Genomic DNA, 19,032 nt, shown 5'->3' with positions numbered 1-19,032 from the left:
TCGAGCTGACTCCTGTCATTCCTGCGTTCGTCAAGGGGAACTCCTTCCCCGCCCTCTACGACACTATTCGGGACGATCCCGGTGCCTTATCCAAGGTTGACAGAGAGGGATACGCCACCCGCGCATACGCCACCCGCGCATACGCCACCCGCGTATGACCTCGCCCGAAATCGGTGTGCGCTACCCCGGTTACCGCAGCGCTCATTCGGATCGGGCGCGGTCATCCCGGCCCTTCCAAGAACGCCCACAGTGCTCCACGGATGCTGACTGCTCAATGTGCGAAAACGTCTCAAGTCAGCCCTGGCAACCCGCTGCATTGTTAAGAAAGCCGAATCTTTCATCAACGGCGACCACTTATCGGGCCTCTCCCGCGCCCCATCCCGCTATGTTCGTCCCAGGAGCTTCTGCCGACCGTGGACGCTTCGGGCACGCGCCGGGAACATCATTTTTGGCCCAGGTGCCCGCGTTCACCCCGCAAGGATGTTTGCCGCCTCAGGACGATCGTGCGGACATCCGCTTCGAAAGGCCCCACTATGCCGAATCCCCAACTGCACCCCGAAACACCCAGTATCGGCGTCGTCCGCGAGAGCGGGGCGGATGAGCGGCGAGTTGCCCTCGTGCCGCGCGCCGTCGCGTCCCTCGTCGCGAAGGGACTCGACGTTGTCGTTGAATCCGGCGCGGGGGCAGAGGCCCTCATGGGTGACGACCTCTACCTCGAAGCCGGTGCCACCCTGGGCGACGCCTGGAGCGCCGACATCGTGCTCAAGGTCGCCCCGCCCACCGACGCCGAGATCGCTCGGTTGAAGACGGGCGCGACCCTGATCGGGTTCCTGGCACCGCGCAATGCGGAGAACAAAATCGCCGCCCTGCAGAACGCCGGCATCGTTGGCTACGCGGTCGAGGCGATCCCGCGCATCTCCCGGGCTCAGGTCATGGACGCCCTCTCGTCGCAGGCGAACGTCGCCGGCTACAAGTCGGTTATCCTCGCGGCGTCGCTCTCCACGCGGTTCTTCCCGATGCTCACCACGGCCGCCGGCACGGTCAAGCCGGCGAGCGTGCTCGTGCTCGGCGTTGGCGTGGCCGGGCTGCAGGCTCTTGCGACCGCCAAGAGGCTCGGCGGTCGCGCAACCGGCTATGACGTGCGTCCGGAGGTCGCCGACCAGGTGCGTTCGGTCGGAGCCCAGTGGCTCGACGTGGGTATCTCAGCTGCCGGTGACGGCGGCTATGCCCGCGAACTCACCGCCGACGAGCGCGCCGAGCAGCAAAAGGCGCTCGAGGCCGCGATTTCCACCTTCGACGTCGTGATCACGACGGCGCTGGTTCCGGGACGCCCGGCACCGCGGCTCGTGACCGCTGCCGCCGTGCACGGCATGAAAGCGGGCAGTGTCGTCATCGACATGGCCGGGGAGACCGGCGGCAACTGCGAGCTCACCGTTCCCGGCGAGACCGTCGTCATCAATGGTGTCACGATTGCGTCCCCGCTCAACCTGCCCTCGACCATGCCCGAGCATGCGAGTGAGCTCTACTCGAAGAATCTCACCGCCCTGCTCGAATTGCTCGTGCCGGGCGGCCGACTCGACCCCGACTATTCCGACGACGTGGTGGCGCTCTCCTGCGTTACACGTGACTCAGTCTCGAACAGGAACTAACCCATGGACTCCTTTCTGGCGAACATCGCCATCCTCGTGCTCTCGGGCTTCATCGGCTTCGCGGTCATCTCCAAGGTTCCGAACACGCTGCACACCCCGCTCATGTCGGGAACCAACGCCATCCACGGCATCGTCGTGCTCGGCGCCCTTGTCGTGCTCGGCACCGCGCACAACCCGGGCCTTCCGCTGCAGATCATCTCCTTCGTGGCCATCGTGTTCGGAACCGTCAACGTCATCGGCGGCTTCGTCGTGACCGACCGGATGCTCGCCATGTTCAAAACCCGCCCAGTCGACACCAACACCAGCACCGCGACCGACGGGAAGAACTGACCATGGACATCCTCGTCTACGCCCTCTATATCGTCGCTTTCGCCATGTTCATCCTCGGGCTCTCCGGGCTGACCGCCCCGAGGTCCGCGGTGCGCGGCAACAAGATCGCTGCGGCCGGCATGGCCGTCGCCGTCGTCGCGACACTGATCCACATCCGCGAGACCAGCAGCTGGCTGATCATCGTCGCGGCTCTCGTGGTGGGCGTGATCCTCGGCATCCCGCCCGCGCGCAAGGTGAAGATGACGGCAGTACCGCAGCTCGTCGCGCTGTTCAACGGAGTCGGCGGCGGAACCGTCGCGCTCATCGCCTGGGGCGAGTTCATCGAAAGCGACGGCTTCACCGGCCTGCACGCGGCCTCCGGCCCGGTGCTCCCGCTCGTCATCGCCTCCCTGTTCGCGGCGATCATCGGCTCACTGTCGTTCTGGGGTTCGATCGTCGCCTTCATGAAACTTCAGCAGATTCTCCCAGGGCACCCCCTGTCGGTCGGCCGCCTGCAACAACCGCTCAACGCGATGTTGTTTCTCGGCGCCACCCTCGCGGCCGTCATCGTCGGGATCGGCTCAACCACCACCGGCGCTGACCTGGTTTGGTTCGTGGCGATCCTCATCCTGGCGGGCATCCTCGGGGTTATGACCGTGCTCCCGATCGGCGGAGCCGACATGCCCGTGGTCATCTCGCTGCTCAACGCCCTCACCGGTCTCTCCGCGGCGGCGGCCGGGCTCGCGCTCAACAACATCGCGATGATCGTCGCCGGCATGATCGTCGGAGCATCCGGTACCATCCTCACCAACCTCATGGCCAAAGCCATGAACCGGTCGATTCTGTCCATCGTCGCCGGCGGCTTCGGCGGCGGCGGCTCCAAGGGTGTTTCGGCCACGAGCACCGGTGACCAGCACGCGAAGTCCACTTCTGCGGCGGATGCCGCCATCAAGCTGGCCTACGCCAACCAGGTCATCGTCGTGCCCGGCTATGGGCTCGCCGTCGCCCAGGCCCAGCACGCCGTGAAAGACATGGCCAAGGTGCTCGAGTCCCGGGGTATCGAGGTCAAGTATGCGATCCACCCGGTAGCCGGGCGTATGCCGGGGCACATGAACGTGCTCCTCGCCGAGGCCGACGTCTCCTACGACGCCATGAAGGAAATGGACGACATCAACGGCGAGTTTTCACGCACGGACGTCACCATCGTCATCGGGGCCAACGACGTCACGAACCCGGCGGCGCGCAACGACCCGAACTCGCCCATCTTCGGCATGCCCGTGCTCAACGTGACCGAATCCCGGTCGGTGATCGTGCTCAAACGTTCCATGAGCTCGGGCTTCGCCGGCATCGAGAACCCCCTGTTCTTCGCGGCCAACACCACGATGCTCTTCGGCGACGCGAAGAAGTCCGTCGCCCAGGTGACCGAGGAACTCAAGGCGCTGTAGGGGGCTCTTGTTGCATGACGGGGCCCAATGCTGAAATCACGCGCTACCGTGCCAGGATCGCCAGTCCTGCCAGAGTTGAGCCGTCCACCAGTGCACGAGCGCGAAACAGGTGATCGGCGGCCGCCAACCCGGGTGCCGCGCGCATCCACTCGTAGAAATCGTCTTCGCCGAGCGGATGCCTGCGCGCTCGCCCATCACAGCCCACACGATCCCGCTATACGGCTGCCTGTCACCCCGCCCGGATAGGCTGGAGGCATGACTGAGCTGGCGACTGCATCCGGAATCAACAGACACGAACTTGACCCGGAGGTGCGCCCGCAAGACGACCTCTTTCGGCACGTGAACGGCCAGTGGATTGCGCGCAGCGAAATTCCCGTCGACAAGGCCCGCTGGGGCTCCTTCATGATGCTCGCCGAAGACGCCGAAAAGGCCGTGCGCGAGATCATCATCGAGGCGCAGACCGCGCCGGAGGGCAGCCTCGAACGCAAGTTCGGCGACCTCTACACAAGCTTCCTCGACGAAGAGCGCATCGAAGCGCTCGGCGCGACACCCCTGCACAAGGACCTGGCAGCGGTCGATGCCGTCACCACCATCTCCGAATTGCTCGCCACCCTCGGCCGCCTCGAGCGTGGCGGAGTCGCCGGAGCCTTCCACCTCTACGTCGACAACGACCCGGGCAACCCCGAACGCTACCTCGTCTTCATCGCGCAGGGCGGCATCGGCCTGCCTGACGAGTCCTACTACCGCGAAGAGAAGTTCGCTGATATTCGCGCCAAGTACCAGCAATTCCTTGAGCGGATGTTCACCCTCGCCGGTTTCGCCGACGCCGCCGGCCGCGCCGCGCGCGTCTTCGAGCTCGAGACCGAACTCGCGTCGCACCACTGGGACAAAGTCAGCACGCGCGACAGTGAGAAGACCTACAACCTGCGCACCTGGGACCAGGTCTCGGCGCTCGCTGCCGGCGCCGATGTCGACCTCTGGTTGGAAGGCCTCGACGGCCCGTCCGGTGCTCTCGCCGAGGTCGTCGTGCGCGAACCGAGTTACATTGTCGGACTCGCGGCGACGCTCACCGAGGACCGTCTGGAAGCCTGGCAGGACTGGCTGCGGTGGCAGGTCATCCGCTCGAGTGCTGCGTACCTGTCCGGTGAATTTGTCGAGGCGAACTTCGACTTCTACGGTCGCACCCTAAGCGGCACCCCGCAGCTGCGCGAGCGCTGGAAGCGCGGTGTCTCGCTCGTCGAGGGTGCCCTCGGTGAGGCCGTCGGTCGCATCTACGTGGAGCGCCACTTCAAGCCGAGCGCCAAGGCGAGCATGGACGTGCTGGTCGCGAACCTCGTCGCCGCCTACGAGAACAGCATCAGCACCCTCGACTGGATGACCGAGGAGACCCGCGGGAGGGCGCTCGAGAAACTCAGCAAGTTCACGCCGAAGATCGGCTACCCGGTGAAATGGCGCGACTACTCAAGCCTGGAAATCAGCGCCGACGACCTGATCAGCAATGTCAAGGCCGCTGGCGAGTTCGAGTTTCAGCGCGAGCTCGGCAAGATCGGCAAGCCGCTCGACCGCGACGAATGGTTCATGACGCCGCAGACCATCAACGCCTACTACAACCCGGGATTCAACGAAATCGTCTTTCCGGCCGCCATTTTGCAGTTTCCGTTCTTCGACGAGGATCGCGACCCAGCCGCCAACTACGGCGCGATCGGCGCGGTCATCGGCCACGAGATCGGCCACGGCTTCGACGACCAGGGCTCCAAGTACGACGGCGACGGCCGCCTCACCGACTGGTGGACCGCCGACGACAAGGCCGCATTCGAGCTGCGCACGACCGCACTCATCGCCCAGTTCGAGGGCCTCGAACCGCAGGCCATCCCCGGAAACACCGTGAACGGCGCGCTCACGATCGGCGAGAACATCGGCGACCTCGGCGGGCTCTCCATCGCCTGGAAGGCCTACCTGCTCTCGCTCGATGGCCAGGACAGCCCGGTCATCGACGGCCTCACAGGGCAAATGCGCTTCTTCCTCTCCTGGGCCCAGGCCTGGCAAATGAAATTACGCGACGCTGAGGCCATCCGCTTGCTGGCCATCGACCCGCACTCGCCGAACGAGTTTCGCTGCAACCAGATCGTCAGCAACATTCCCGCGTTCTATGAGGCGTTCGACGTTTCCGAAGCGGATGCCCTCTGGCTCGCCCCCGACAAGCGCGTCACGATCTGGTAGCGGTACTGTCCGCGGCGGGCATGCCGAGGCCCGAGTGGGGTGTCATGATCTGGCCTTCTCGCCTCGGCCAGTTCGCGCGTCCCCCGTCTGGGTTAGGGTTGGCCGTGCGCCTTGATCGGCCAGAGGCTAGCCTTGCGCCGTTTGCCGCTGTAGTCGCTGGCTGAGCAGAGTGACTCAGAGCAGATTGACGCAGTCCGGGTTTGTAGCGATCGGCAGCACCGAGGGAGGAATGAGCCAACGATGGTCTTGTCCAGCGGTTCTGGTTCGAGCGGCGGCGGGCATCGGTCCGGCCCGAATGCGGGCGATACCGTCGCCTCAGGTTTGATGCGTTCCCGCCACGCCGCAGCGCCCGGCGGCAAACACCGCGGCGCCGAGACTCCAGAAAGCTTCGCTCGCGGCTTCGCCGCCCTCGGCGACCTCGCCCTGAACGGTGTGCAGGTTTCGGCCCGGGCGACCGACCTCGCGACCGGGCGGGTCTTGTTCTCGGTCGACGACCACGTTTCCATGCCGACCGCGAGTATCGGCAAGGTGCTGCTGCTGATTGAGGTGGCCGCGCGGCTGAAAGACGCCGAGTTCGGTATGGCCACGATGCTCGAGCGTACGAATGTCGATGCCGTGAGTGATTCCGGCGTCTGGCAGCACCTGCAGGTGGCCCGATTGGGCGTCGCGGATCTCGCCGCCCTCGTCGGGTCGACGAGCGACAACCTCGCGACGAACGTGCTCATTCGCGCCGTCGGGCTGCACTCGGTGCGTGCCCGCACCGAGCAGCTCGGCCTCAGCCGCACGGCGCTGCTCGACCTGGTGCGCGACAAACGTGGCCCCGATGACGCACCGCAGCTGTCAGTGGGCAGCGCCAAGGAACTGACCTGGCTGTTCACCGCGCTCGCCCGCGGCGAGATCGTGGACGCCGAGACGAGCGCGCGCGTGATTGGCTGGCTGTCGCTCAACACCGACCTGTCGCTGGTCGCGAGCGCCTTTGGGCTCGACCCCCTGGCGCATCGGGAGAGCGATCACGGTCTGCTCATGGTCAACAAGACCGGCACGACCGCCGGGGTGCGCAGCGAGGTGGGTATCCTGCGTGGTCCTCGGGCCGGTGCGACCTACGCCGTGTCGATGGCATTCGACGACGCCCTGCTGATGACCCGCCTCGCGGTGCTCGAGGGGATGCGCGCGGTCGGGGCGGACCTGCTGGAGTACGTGCACTAGCTCCCGCCAAGTTGTGCCATCGTGTACGGGACGGGCATTGACGCCCGTTACCGGAGCGAAGGAGCTATGCCATGGCGGTTATCGGATGGATTGGACTCGGACACATGGGCGGCCCCATGACGGCGAACCTGGTGAAGGCGGGGCACAGCGTGCGCGGCTTCGACCTTAACGCCGAGGCCCTCGACGCTGCGGTCGCTGCCGGCGTCACCCGCGCGACCAGCATCCAGGACGCCGTTGACGGCACCGACGTCGTCTTCACCATGCTTCCCAAGGGTGAGCACGCCCGCGCGGTGTACTTCGGCGAGGCGGGAGTCTTCGCCCATGCCGACCCGAAAACGCTCCTGGTGGAGTCGTCGACGATCGACATCGAATCATCCCAGGCCCTGCACGACGCGGCGAAAGCTGCGGGTTTTCGCCTTGTCGACGCCCCGGTCTCGGGTGGCATCACCGGTGCTGAGGCCGGCACGCTCACCTTCATGATCGGTGGCGAAACGGATGCCGTCGCCGACGCGACCACCTACATCCAGCCAATGGCGGCGCACATTATTCCGACCGGCGGGGCCACGACCGGCCAGGCGGCGAAGATCTGCAACAACCTCATGCTGTTCATCAACCTGGCCGCGACGTCCGAGGGGGCAGTTTTGGCCGATCGGCTGGGACTGGACCCGCAGGTTTTCTGGGATATCGCATCCGTTTCATCGGGCGACAGCTGGGCGCTGCGCACCTGGTATCCCGTGGCTGGCGTCGTGCCGTCAGCGGCCGTGAACCGCGACTTTTCGCCGACCTTCACCGCCGAACTTGCCAATAAGGACATCGGTCTCGCAATCGCGGCGGCGGAAGCCACCGACACGCCGCTCGAGATTGGCAAGCACGTCGCCGAGCTGTTCCAGCGCCTGGTCGATCAGGGGCAGGGCGGCAAGGACTGCTCGATGATCGTGAAGCTCGTCGACGGCACCCTGGCCTGACGCTTGCGCCGAGCCGTGAGTTTCATACCCCTTCAAACGCTTCCACGCGTTGAGACCCACGGGGCGGCGGGTTGACCGTGGCGCATAAGTGTATCTGGGTTCGTTCAGGTGTTGAGCGCATGGAAGCCTTCCAGAAAGCCGAGAAAGGAACTCAGGCCGACGACGACGGTCACCGCGGCGGCCATGGCCCAGTCGGTGCGGGTGAGGGGAATACGCCGCCAGGTGCTGCGCGGGGTCAGGCCGAGGCCGCGCGACTCGAGGGATTGCGCCATCCGCTCGCCCTTGCGAATCGATAGCACCAGCAGGGCGAAGGCTGCCCGACCGTATTGACGGAGGCCGCGAGGCGGCTTGCCATGGGGGCGGAGGGGAGCGCGCACCGCGTGTGCCTGGCGGATGGTCTGCCACTCGCGCGGCAACTCTTCGAGCATACGGTAGCCGGCGAGCACGGCGTAGGTGAGGCGGGAGCCGAGCCGGGCGTGCTGGTGCAGGCTGGTCATGAGGGCCACGCCGTCGGTCGAGAGCACAAAGCCGATCGAGAGCACGCCGATGACGAGGGTGCGCAGGGCGAGGGCAGCCCCCACGAGCAGTCCCTCGGTGGTGATCCGCAGCACCCCGGACTGCCAGAGTACGTCCCCCGGCCGGCTGAGCGCGTTCACGATCAGAAGGCCGAGAGCAAATGCCAGAAATGGAATATGTGCGAGAACGAATACTTTCACGGGAATGCGAGCCGTGACAGCGACCGCGCCGAGGGCGAGCAGGTACAGCACCAGTGGCGTGATCGGATCGAAAACAAACATCAGCACGAGGGAAACGACGAACAGAAGCGCGAGTTTGACGGTCGGGTTGCGCCTGGCTAGGGCGCTGACGGGCCGTCGTGTCGGGGGAGCATCGATGTCGATGAGTTGAGCAGTCATGTCGTCGCGCCCACGGCAGCGTCGAGCTGACCCAGCACGCGGCGAATCCGCGCGTCAGAATCGAATTCCTTGAGCAGGTGCCGAATCAGCGTGGGCAGCTCGAGCCCGGCCTGCTTCAGTACCTCGTCCCACCGCAACACCTCGAACACGGGCCCGTCGGCGATCACTGTATGGTCGGCCAGCACGATCACCCGGTCGGCGAGGGTTGCCACGGTTCGCAGATCATGACTGGAGAAAAGGATGCTGCGGCCCGCGTCGGCCGCCTGGCCGAGCGCTGCCAGGGTGGCGATGGTGTCCCGGCGATCGAGGCCGAAGGTGGGTTCGTCGGCGAGCAGCACCGGCCGATCGTGCGCGAGCATGGCGGCGACGCTGAGCCGCCGCTTCTCGCCGCCGCTCAGTCGATACGGGCTTTGATCGGCGAGGTGGGTCAACCGGTGCCGGTGCAAAATGGCCTGAAGTTCGTCATCGCTCAGGCTCGGCAGCCCATGCCGAATCTCGCCGCGCACGGTGTGCTCGACGAATTGGTGCTCGGCATTCTGAAAGATCATGCCGGGTCGGGCGCCGGTCACGGTGCCGACCGATGGCCGGTGCAATCCCGCCAAGGTCAGCAGCAACGAGGTTTTGCCCGTTCCATTGCCGCCGAGCAGGGCCACGATTTCGCCGCCCCGCAGGATGAGGCTGACGCCGGCGAGAACCGTTGTGGCGGTCCCGTTCGGCGCGCCAACCCCGCGATCAATGACCACATCCGTGGCGGTCAGAACGATCCGGCCGAAGTCCTGCCGTCGCCCCAAGGCTCCGGCCGGCTCGCCGAGTGACCGGAGGCCGGCGCGCACGCCCGCTTCGCCGAGCCCGCCGGCGCACCCGGTCACGGCAAGCAATTCGGTTTCGAGCGGAAGCCAGCATCCGTTTTGATTGAGCGAGCGCCCATGCTGGGCGAGCACGTCGACCGTGGGGCCATCGGCAATGACGGTTCCGGCCTCGCCGAGCACGAGTGCGCGTGGCGGCAGCCCGGCGATTCCCGCCGTGCCCGTGAACTCGTTGATGCGGTGTTCGACCAGCACGACGGCCGGCCGGTAGGTGTCGACGGCCGAACGGATGGCGCGGCGCACGGCGCCCAATCCCGCCGCGTCGAGCATCGAGGTGGGTTCGTCCAGCAGGAGCACGGCCGGTTCGGCGATGAGGGTGGCGGCGAGGGCCACGCGCTGGCCTTCGCCGCCGGACAGCTGCCCGGTCGACCGGTGTCGCAGCATCCGTGCCTGAACAGCGTCAAGGGCGCGATCGATGCGCGCCGAGATAAATGCCGGGTCGACACCGCGGTTTTCGAGCGGCAAGGCAAGCTCCTGTTCGACGTCGGGCAGACAGACCGACGACGCGGGGTCCTGCGCGACCACGCCGACGAGCCGGGACAGCTCGACGACGGAGGTTTCGATGCTGAGCGTCCCTCCCATGCGCACACTGCCGCCGAGCGAGGCTACGACCGAATGCGGAATGACGCCGGTGATGGTCTGCAACAGGGTGGATTTGCCCGAACCGGAGGCGCCGAACACGATGAGCTGCTCGCCCGGCGCGAGGCGCACCGACACGTCGCTGAGCACGGCCTCGGGCCGACGCGGGAATCGCACCGACACGTCCTGCAGTGTCAGGATGTCGGTCTCAGGCACGGGCGAGGCGATCGCGGCCGATCGCGAAGTTGTCGACGACGCCGGTTTTGTCGAGGGCATCGACGATGAGTTTGGCCAGCAGCCCGCCAAGAAACACGCCGGAGATAAGCTGAATAGCGAGGCGCAGCAGAAAGATCTCCTGGCCGTACCAGCCGGAGCGAAATGCCGAGTAGAAGAACACCAGCCCGGCGCCGAGCAGCCCCGAAAGTGCGTAGGTCAGCCAGCTGTAGTTGCGGTAGCGAGTGAGGGCGAACGGAATCTCGCTGCCCGCGCCTTGAATGGCGGCGGCGACGAAGAGCAGCGGCCCGACCATGGAGCCGAGAAAGACGACCTCGATCACCGACGCGATAACCTCCGCAAAGATGCCGGCGAACGGCCGTCGCACGATGGCGATCGCGATCGGGGCGACGAGCAGCCAGGAGCCGAGCAGAAAGTGCTGCGCGAGGTCGCCGGCCGGACCCATCGTGATCGACAGGGCGGTCCAGGCCTGCACGAATATCCAGTACAGAAAGCCGAACACGACACCGAGCACGACGACAAGCACGAGGTCTTTGAGGCTCCAGTGCCTTTTCTTGGCGGATGCTGTGGGCATGGCTGTTTCCTTCTGGTCGGCGTCAGGACGCATGGGAGTTCAGGCTCGGGCTGTTGAGGGACAGGGTCGCGTGCGTCGCCACGTGCTGCACCGTTCGGCCGGCCACGATCCAGCCGGCGGCGATGACCTGCAGCACGAGGGCGAGGTCGCCCTCGAGCCGGGTGACGAAGTGCTCGCTGTGTACCGTGAGCCCGGAGGCCTTGGCGGTCTCGATCGCGGCGTAGATGTCGCGCATGTGATCGGCGGAAGCAGAACCGGTGCCGTCATCCAGTGGATACAGTGCCCATTCTGCGACGGCGTGTACGCCGGTGGGGGTGAGGTTCACGACCTCGGCGAACAGCCCGCCGGTGGGTGGCAGCGTGCAGGTGACTTCGCCGGGGCAGCCGCGGGAGAATTGCACGGTTGCCGTGACGTGGGCTCCGCTGCGGCTCGCACCGGCGACGACCTGGCTGACGTAGCGCAGCAGGTCGGGTTCGGCGCCGGACAGGTAGGTGCTGACGACGCCGGTTTGAAGTGCGAGCCCGGTCGAATCTGCCTGCTGGAGCGCGTCGAGAATGACGGCGGCGTAGTCGTCGCGCATGACGGCGAGGGTGAGGCGCGCGCCAATGCCGAATTCCGCCGGTGTGGCTGTGAAGGTTTCTGGAATGATCGTGCCCATTTCTTTCGTGGGGGCACGGGAAGGACGAGTCAGCCTCCCTGCGCTGGCATGATCCAGATCAGGTTCGACGGTCGAAGCCTCTGCAGCTTCCTCTCAGCCCGATTAATCGGACTCCCGTGTTGATACAACGAAAGTATGGCATGCCGTGGCCGGGTCGCGGGTGCCGAGGCTGGCCCCCTGCAGCCGCCACCGACACACCACTGGAGGTTGGGCAGCACGTGCAGCAATTGTTCCAGCGCCTGATCGACCAGGGCCAGGGCGGCAATGTGTGTGACGACACCTGTGCCGGTCGGCGACGGCGTACTGTGCCCCGCCGTGTCGCTAGCCCGCGATGATGAGGATGCTTGCGGCGATCACGCTCCGGGCACGATTTGTGCACGACGGTGTTATTCGTTCGGATACCGTAGACCGATCTTTGCCCGGATGGCATCCATCGTGCGCATGACCGTCACCGATTCCTCGGGAATGATCAGGGGGCTACCGTGATTGCCGTCTCGGATGACGCGTTCCACTTCGGCCGCTTGAAACTGCATGCCACGTCCGGATACTGCCTGGTCATAGACGTCGACAAGTGAATTCCTTGCGTCGTAAAGCGACACCGTGGTTGGTGCGTACCAGGTGTCCGCGATTTCGATGCGGCCCTCGGTGCCAAGGATTGTGGCTCGGTTAGGGCCTCGCGTCTCGAGTGATGAGAACGATGTCGACATCGCGCCGTTCTCGTGCGTGAGGATCGTCGCGACCGACGCGTCAACTCCTGATCGGGTGAACGTTGCGTGAGCGTCGATGTCGACGGGGGCACCAAGGATATCGTGCGCGAAGGAAACAGGGTAGATACCGAGGTCCAGGAGCGCACCGCCGGCTAGATAGGGGTTGTTGATGCGGTGAGTGTCTTCACGAGGAAGGTTCTGCGTGTGGTCGGCGTGGAGGGAACGGATCTCCCCGAGGCGGCCCGCCGCGATCAAGTTGCGCACGTGTGCCATGTGCGGGAGGAACCGCGTCCACATGGCCTCGACCACGACGAGGCCCATTTGCAGGCCGAGTTCGACGACGGTGGAAGCCTGGGCTTCCGTGAGAGTAAACGACTTCTCGACGAGGATGTGTTTGCCGTGTTCGAGCGCGAGCGTTGCGTTTTCGGAGTGCAGGTTGTGTGGCGTTGCGATGTAAATCACGTCGACGTTCGGGTCGGTAGCGAGGTCCTCATACGAACCATGGGCCTGGGGAATCCCATGGGTTGCCGCGAAAGCCTCGGCTGACGCGAGAGAACGCGACCCGACGGCCGCCACCCGGTGGCCGTGGGCGATCAGGTCTCTCGTGAACGCTCCGGCGACGCCCCCCGTTGCGAGGATCCCCCAGCCAATCATCCCGTCAGATCGTGGGAACGGGTCCCTCATACTCACGGCGCCGTCCGGTAATCGAGGACTACTTGCAGCGCGGCCTCTGGCGACGCGTCGAGCATCGTGAAGGCGGCAGGAGCGTCTTCCGCTGGCATCGTATGCGTAATGAGCGAGGTGACGTCGAGTTGGCCGTCGCTCACCAGTCGGAGCGCCGTAGTTGACATGCGCAACTCGTTCCAGCGGTGCTGAAGCGTTGGTGAGACACCGGAAATCTGGGATCCGATGATGGAGATGCGGTTGTGGTGAAATTCGTTGCCGAGGTGAACGGGGGTCGCAGCGCCCTGAAAAAACCCTCCGACAACAACGCGCGAGCTGTAGGCCGCGGTGCGTACGGCCTCTTGAAGTGCATGGTAACTGCCACTCATTTCGATAACCACATCGGCCCCACGATTTTCCGTGAGCTCACGGACTCGCTCGGCGACGTCGTCGGCGGCCGGGTCAAGCGTGAGGGAGGCGCCGAGGCGCTCGGCGAGTTCTCGGCGCCCCGGGAGCAGGTCGACGGAGACCACGCGCCCTCCGTTGAGCCGAGCGAGTTGTGCCACGATTTGTCCGGGAACGCCGGCTCCGAAGACGACAACGGTCTCGCCGACGTGTATGTCGGCGTCGAGTACGGCATTGAGAGCGATCGCTCCGATCTTCGCAAAGATGCCTGCGACTGGATCGAGTCCGTCCGGCATAAGGCGGTCCATGACCCACGTCATGGGGCGGACGACGGAGGACCGGTGGCCCCACGTTCCCCAGACGACGCGGCCAATCAGCCCCGCGTCCACGCCGTCGCCGACCTCTGTGATGGTGCCAACCTCTTCATAACCCCAGGCATCGAGCGGGTAGGAGTGCGTCGAGTCGCCCGGTACGAACAACCGGCGGCGAGCATCCCATTCGCTGTTCAGGTACGGGTTGCTGCCGCGGTATGCGGTGAGCTCCGTGCCGGCGGAAATGCCGGAATACATGGTTTCGAGGCGCACCTCGCCGGCGCCAACGGGAGCGTCCTCAAAGTCGATGACTTCTGCCAGGCCGGGTGAAGTAAAACGAACGAGCCGTCCCATGTTCAGTTCCTTTCGGTTGTGAGGTTGGTGAGTATGTCTGCACGATCGACGGCGACAAGTCTGAAGAGCAGGGCTTGTTCTGGATAGAGCATGGGCGCGGGGAGCCCGATGCGGCCGAGGACGCTTCCGGAGAGGGCGATGGGGTCCGTCCACCACGACGGTGCCCCGCCTTTCACTCGCATGAGAGCCGAAGCGGACAGCTCAATCGGTTCGATGCGGTAGATGGCTTCGTCGCGCAGACCGGGGATTCGGATGCGACCGGGGTGCACAGCCACACTTGTGGCGAGTGCGACGAATGAGATGACCGCGCGGTCCTGGTCGGGGGCGACGTAGCCGTGTGCCCAGTACGCCTCATCGGGGTAGTCGCTGTGCACGGCAGTGCCGGTATGGATGAGTTCCCGCTCTTGTTTGTAGAGGTCAACCCAGGCCGCGAGCTGGTCAAGTTCCGCGCTTGATGCGTCGCGGAGGTCCCACTCGATCCCAAAATGCCCAAAAAGCGCCGTGGCCGCGCGGAACGCGAGCGCGTGGGTGCGGTGGGTCGTGTGCGCCGTCGCTGCGCCGACGTGCGACCCCACAAGCTCCGGGGGCAGGAGCAGCCCCGTCCAGCGTTGGATCTGCTGGCGCTCGAGGGCGTCAATGCAGTCGCTCGCCCACACGCGCTGCGTGCGCTCGAGCACAGCGAGGTCGACTCGACCACCGCCGGAGGAGCACGACTCGATCTCAAGTCCTGAATGTCGCCGATGCAACTCGTCCATGAGCGCGTACGTCGCGAGGGTCTGCGCGTGAACGCGTGGAGTGCCTGTCACGCGATCACCAGCTTCCACGAGGTCGCGGTTGTGGTCCCACTTGATGTAGTCGATGTCGTACTCGTTTACCAGGGCACTTATCGACTCAAGAATGTAGTCGAACGCCGCAGGGATCGTGAGGTTGAGTACCTGCTGCGAGCGGCCCGCGATGGGGAGTCTGTCTCCCGGCGCGAGAATCCATTCAGGGTGCGCTCGGGCGACGTCTGAGTCCTCGTTGATCATCTCAGGTTCAAACCAGAGCCCGAACTGCATACCGAGGGAGCGCACGACCGTGACGAGGGGGCCGAGTCCGTCCGGCCAGACGTCGCGGTCGACTTGCCAGTCGCCGAGCCCTGCTCGATCGTGGCGGCGGTGAGTGAACCAGCCGTCGTCGAGGACGAATCGCTCCACGCCTACGCGTGCACCGAGCTCGGCGAGCGTCGTCAGCGAGTCGAGGTCTTGGTCAAAGTACACGGCCTCCCAGGTGTTGAGGACAACCGGCCGGGGGCTCACCGGGTGCGACGCTCTTCCGCGAAGATGCTCGTGGAACGACGCGGCGATGTCATCAAGGCCGTTCCCATACGCCGCGTATATTGCCGGCGACGAATAGGAGGCACCCGGCTTGAGGATCATTTCGCCGGGCAGAAGAAGTTCACCGCCGCCGAGCACACGCGATCCGGTGATTCCGAGCTCGGCGAAGGTGGCGTGATTGCCGCTCCAGGCAGTGTGAACTGCCCATACCGCGCCGGAGCGGAAGCCGAAGCCCGGTGTGCCGGCTGCGAGAAGGATGCTCGAGTCCGAGCCAGTGCGACCGCGCCGTCCTTCCCGGAGATGCGTGCCGACCACGAAGGGATGGCGTTGGGGAGTGCGCTCTCGGAGGTGCCGACCCGCGAAGTCGAGGAGCTCGCCGGCTTCGGCCGGGACAGGGAGAACGACGCGGAGCGCGTCGACCGAGTAATCGCTGTCCTGTGCGATATTCGTCAAGCGCGCCTCGAGACGGAGCAGCCCGGACGGCAGGAGCGTAATCGTGGTTGTGAGCTGCAACTCAGCGACGGTATCGGTTGCCTCGGCCACGAGGGATTGAATCGTGCCAGCCGATCCGTCGATGCGCCAGCTCGACGCGGTGAACGCCGTCGAGAAGGATGTGCCACTTCGATGCCCCTCCAGACCGGGGGTTCCCATCCATCCCACTGATTGCTCGGGGAGCAGTGTCGGCGACCGGCGGGACTCAAGCAGATCGGCCCCACCCTGGGTCTCGGCGAGGGAGCGGAGGAAGGCCTGGTCGGTAGAGGTCGCAGCGAAGGGAGCGCCCCAATGGAGGATGCGCGGAATGCCGGAGGACACGTCGATCGTTACGCACGTTCCGCTGGCCTCGAGCGTGACCAGCTGCGCCACGTCTACTGCCGTCGATACACTCATCCGTGCCCCCTTTTCACTCTTTTAGATTCCATGCTGAAACTATTAAACCAAAGTATGGCATACTCAAACGGCGCAATCACGGCCGCCTAAGTGGCAAGTTGGATAATTCTTGAAGAAGATCGGAGTTTGGCGATGGACGGTGTCGAATCCGACGTCAGCTCGCTGCTGTCCGCGCCGTCGAAGGCCGTCGCGATTGAGGTTCTCGTGCATGGCGCCCAGTCTCGAGCGCGACTCGCGCGCCGTATGGGGCTCTCGCCCGCGACCCTCACGCGACTCGTAAAGCCTCTGCTCGAAGGGGGCGTGCTCATCGAGTCGGGCGCCGTGCGTTCTCCCGGTCGAGGCCGTTCTTCCCTTCCCCTTGATGTGGTCCCTGACCGGTACAAATTCGTTGGCGTGAAGCTCACCGAGGAAGCCATCTACGCCGTCGTCACTGACGTACGGTCGCGCATCATCGATCAGGTTCGTGTGCCGCTCGGTTCCCGTGACGTGTCGGATGTCGTGACTGCCGTGCGCGACATTGTCATGGACTTCCAGTCGGGCATGGACCAGCCCCTCGATGCTGTTGGCGTAACGGTAGGCGGCCGGGTCGATGAGGGTGAGATTGTTGCGGATTCTTCCTTCCTCCAGTGGCGTGATGTGCCCTTTCGCTCGCTATTGGGGGCGGCCCTCAGGGTTCCCGTCTACCTGGATAACGACGTTGTCGGCCTTACCAAGGCCCAGCAATGGTTCGGTCATGGCAAGGGGTACTCGAGCTTCGCTCTGCTTACTGTTGGTGCCGGAGTTGGGTATGGCCTCGTCATCAATGACCTGATGATTCCGACTTTTCTAAACCCTCTTAGCCACTATCCCGTTGATCCGTCGGGACCGCTGTGTCCGCTCGGGCATCGGGGCTGCATGACGGCATTCTTGTCCTCGAGCTCGATCACCGCGGCGGTGTCTGCCGCACATGGCCGTTTCATCGAATACGACGATGTTCTCGAGATGGCCAGGTCTGGGGATGCGCCAGCTGTTCGTGTCGTCCAGGAAGCCGCTCGCGCCCTGGGCCGTGCAGCATCCGCTATTACGGCATTTACCGGTGTGAAGCGCATCATTCTTTCGGGCGAAGGGGTTCACCTCGCCGATGCCGCGCGTTCGAGCGTTGACGAGGGGCTGTCTGAATATGACACCGATAGTCCCCTCCACAGCGAACTCATTGTGCGTCCTATGGACTTCCCCGAATGGGCAAGAGGCGCGGCCGTTATTGCTATTCAAAAAACGTTTCCTAGAAGTTCACCCGGTGGTACTGCGGGCAGCGAAGCAGGCGCCCCAGGGGAGCATTCGACAGCTGTAATTGACTCTGAGTGACCATCTGGCCTGCATTGGGTGCTTGCAGGGAAGGCCTGCGCGTGACCGTTTTCGTTTCATAATGAAACTATATCGAGAGACCAAACGGGCGTCTGCGGTCAAGCGCAAGGCGTCGATTTCGTCCGCGTCATTCCTTCTCGGCGAGCCGCAGCGTTCGCGCCGTCAGCTCGTCGATCGTTATGCGGTCGAAGTCGCGCACAGCGCTGCGCACGCGCACGGGTTCGCTGATGAGTAGGGACTCCGGGATGGCGGCCGAGCCGTGCAAGGCACCGAAGACGCTACCGACGGTGGCCGCGTTGGAGTCGGTGTCCCGGCCGCCCTCAATGGCAATGCCCACCGCGCTGAGAAAGTCCTCACCCCAAAGCAGCCCCGCCGTAATCTGCGCGGCGTTGTTGATCGTGTGCACCCAGCTATAGTGCCCGAGCTCCCGGTCGATCGTGTCGAGTGCGACGACGTGGGTTGTGCCCTGATCGTGGAGGTCAAGCATCCGGTGAAGCGCCTCGGCAAGGCGTGATCCGCTGGGCACCACGGCGAGGGAGCATTCGAGCGCTTCGCGAGCGGATGACGCCGCGAACGCCGCCGCTACCAGGCCCGCCGCCCACATTGCTGCGTACATGCCGTTTCCGACGTGCGAGAGTCGGGCGTCGGTGATGGCGAGTGCGGCGGCCGGCCCAGGACCCCCGGGATGAATGTAACCGTAGACGTCGACGCGAATGAGGGCGCCAATCCACTCCCGGTACGGGTTTCGGTGGGTCGCTGTGGCGGGCGGGGTGAGGCCGGCGAGAAGGTTGCGGTAAGCGGCGCGCTCCGCAGTGTATGTCTGAGTGAACGGCATGCGGTCGAGCCAGAGAGCGGCGAGCTGGTCGGTGGTGAACTCGCGGCCATGCCGTTCGAGCGTGAGCATACCGAGGATCGTCCAGTCGATGTCGTCATCGCGGGGAACCTCCTGGAACCGGCCCTCGGTTGCGATGGGAGCGGAGGGATGCAGGTGGGCGACACCGTCGGGCAGTGGGTTCAGAAGCGGGAGGTATCCGCGGAGCGGCCAGTGACCCGCGGCACGTAGGTAGATCTCCACCTGGGTTCGATCGAGACCCTCGATCGGCTTGCCGAGCGTGTTACCGACCGCCCGCCCGAGCCACGCGCCGCGAATCCGGTCGGGCAGCACCGCCGCGTCGAACCCGGTGCGGGGTGCAGCGTCACAGAGTGCGTACAGCACGTGCTCCTCCCGGGGCTCGTAGTACGGCCAGTCCGGCAGGGGCCGCAACTCACCGAGCCGAATCTCGACCGCCGCGAGGTGTTCCAGATCACCGGCCGCTGCCGCCCGTTTGGCTTCCTCGAGGAGGTCCCCGACGGGATATCCGCTCACCTGTAATTCTTCCGCCTCGTCAGGCACGAGATCCCGGGGATCGAGTACGTTGTGCATTT

15 protein-coding genes and 1 riboswitch are annotated in these 19,032 nt (G+C 65.1%); of the genes, 7 read left to right on the top strand and 8 right to left on the bottom strand.

What is annotated here, in order from left to right; all coding sequences use genetic code 11:
- Nucleotides 1–533 precede the first annotated feature (533 nt).
- The 6 genes from E3T41_RS05825 to mmsB all read left to right on the top strand — a co-directional run bounded on the left by E3T41_RS05825 (nucleotide 534) and on the right by mmsB (nucleotide 7,794).
- The gene (locus E3T41_RS05825; RefSeq protein ID WP_092448110.1) at nucleotides 534–1,649 is read left to right on the top strand and encodes an NAD(P) transhydrogenase subunit alpha; all 1,116 of its coding nucleotides are present in this window, start codon (nucleotides 534–536) and stop codon (nucleotides 1,647–1,649) included.
- Between the two features lie 3 nt (nucleotides 1,650–1,652).
- Nucleotides 1,653–1,979, top strand: a complete 327-nt coding sequence (locus tag E3T41_RS05820) for an NAD(P) transhydrogenase subunit alpha (protein ID WP_092448111.1) — start codon at nucleotides 1,653–1,655, stop codon at nucleotides 1,977–1,979.
- A 2-nt stretch (nucleotides 1,980–1,981) separates the two neighbouring features.
- Nucleotides 1,982–3,403, top strand: coding sequence for an NAD(P)(+) transhydrogenase (Re/Si-specific) subunit beta (locus E3T41_RS05815; protein ID WP_092448112.1), 1,422 nt, complete (start codon nucleotides 1,982–1,984; stop codon nucleotides 3,401–3,403).
- A 255-nt stretch (nucleotides 3,404–3,658) separates the two neighbouring features.
- Nucleotides 3,659–5,623, top strand: a complete 1,965-nt coding sequence (locus E3T41_RS05810; RefSeq protein ID WP_092448113.1) for a M13 family metallopeptidase — start codon at nucleotides 3,659–3,661, stop codon at nucleotides 5,621–5,623.
- Nucleotides 5,624–5,947: 324 nt separating this feature from the next.
- Nucleotides 5,948–6,829 (top strand): serine hydrolase, encoded by an 882-nt coding sequence (locus E3T41_RS05805; RefSeq protein ID WP_092448202.1) that lies wholly within the window; start codon nucleotides 5,948–5,950, stop codon nucleotides 6,827–6,829.
- A gap of 71 nt (nucleotides 6,830–6,900) precedes the next feature.
- Complete coding sequence (mmsB, locus tag E3T41_RS05800) at nucleotides 6,901–7,794, top strand: 3-hydroxyisobutyrate dehydrogenase (RefSeq protein WP_134477706.1); 894 nt, start codon at nucleotides 6,901–6,903, stop codon at nucleotides 7,792–7,794.
- Between the two features lie 104 nt (nucleotides 7,795–7,898).
- Here mmsB and E3T41_RS05795 read toward each other — a convergent pair whose 3' ends face one another.
- From E3T41_RS05795 to E3T41_RS05760, 7 genes are all read right to left on the bottom strand, one after another.
- Nucleotides 7,899–8,708 carry an energy-coupling factor transporter transmembrane protein EcfT gene (locus tag E3T41_RS05795; protein ID WP_134477704.1) on the bottom strand — a complete coding sequence of 270 codons (810 nt, stop codon included), beginning with the start codon at nucleotides 8,706–8,708 and terminating at the stop codon, nucleotides 7,899–7,901.
- Nucleotides 8,705–10,369 carry an ABC transporter ATP-binding protein gene (locus tag E3T41_RS05790; RefSeq protein ID WP_166791500.1) on the bottom strand — a complete coding sequence of 555 codons (1,665 nt, stop codon included), beginning with the start codon at nucleotides 10,367–10,369 and terminating at the stop codon, nucleotides 8,705–8,707. Before E3T41_RS05790 ends, E3T41_RS05795 begins: the two co-directional genes overlap by 4 nt.
- Nucleotides 10,362–10,961 carry an ECF transporter S component gene (locus E3T41_RS05785; RefSeq protein WP_092448117.1) on the bottom strand — a complete coding sequence of 200 codons (600 nt, stop codon included), beginning with the start codon at nucleotides 10,959–10,961 and terminating at the stop codon, nucleotides 10,362–10,364. The genes E3T41_RS05790 and E3T41_RS05785 overlap by 8 nt, the downstream gene beginning before the upstream one ends.
- Nucleotides 10,962–10,983: 22 nt before the next feature.
- Nucleotides 10,984–11,619: a YkoF family thiamine/hydroxymethylpyrimidine-binding protein gene (locus E3T41_RS05780; protein WP_092448118.1), complete on the bottom strand. Its 636-nt coding sequence runs from the start codon at nucleotides 11,617–11,619 to the stop codon at nucleotides 10,984–10,986.
- A gap of 17 nt (nucleotides 11,620–11,636) precedes the next feature.
- Nucleotides 11,637–11,747, bottom strand: a riboswitch (TPP riboswitch).
- A gap of 258 nt (nucleotides 11,748–12,005) precedes the next feature.
- A complete protein-coding gene (locus E3T41_RS05770) occupies nucleotides 12,006–12,980 on the bottom strand; it encodes a Gfo/Idh/MocA family protein (protein ID WP_092448119.1) in 975 nt (324 codons plus the stop codon).
- A 32-nt stretch (nucleotides 12,981–13,012) separates the two neighbouring features.
- On the bottom strand, nucleotides 13,013–14,059 hold the full coding sequence (locus tag E3T41_RS05765) for a zinc-binding alcohol dehydrogenase (RefSeq protein WP_092448120.1): 1,047 nt from the start codon (nucleotides 14,057–14,059) through the stop codon (nucleotides 13,013–13,015).
- 2 nt (nucleotides 14,060–14,061) lie between these two features.
- Entirely contained in the window at nucleotides 14,062–16,263 is a 2,202-nt protein-coding gene (locus E3T41_RS05760) for an alpha-galactosidase (RefSeq protein ID WP_134477699.1), read from the bottom strand.
- 393 nt (nucleotides 16,264–16,656) lie between these two features.
- Here E3T41_RS05760 and E3T41_RS05755 point away from each other — a divergent pair, with 393 nt between their 5' ends.
- Nucleotides 16,657–17,607, top strand: coding sequence for an ROK family protein (locus E3T41_RS05755; RefSeq protein WP_166791499.1), 951 nt, complete (start codon nucleotides 16,657–16,659; stop codon nucleotides 17,605–17,607).
- A 127-nt stretch (nucleotides 17,608–17,734) separates the two neighbouring features.
- Here the strand turns inward: E3T41_RS05755 and E3T41_RS05750 are convergent, their stop codons facing one another.
- On the bottom strand, nucleotides 17,735–19,030 hold the full coding sequence (locus tag E3T41_RS05750; RefSeq protein ID WP_134477695.1) for an ADP-ribosylglycohydrolase family protein: 1,296 nt from the start codon (nucleotides 19,028–19,030) through the stop codon (nucleotides 17,735–17,737).
- Between the last annotated feature and the right edge of the window lie 2 nt (nucleotides 19,031–19,032).

This window comes from Cryobacterium sp. Hh38, assembly GCF_004403235.1.
Lineage (GTDB): Bacteria > Actinomycetota > Actinomycetes > Actinomycetales > Microbacteriaceae > Cryobacterium > Cryobacterium levicorallinum.
Note: the sequence above shows the minus strand (reverse complement) of the source record. Positions and strands in the feature narration are given on the sequence as shown.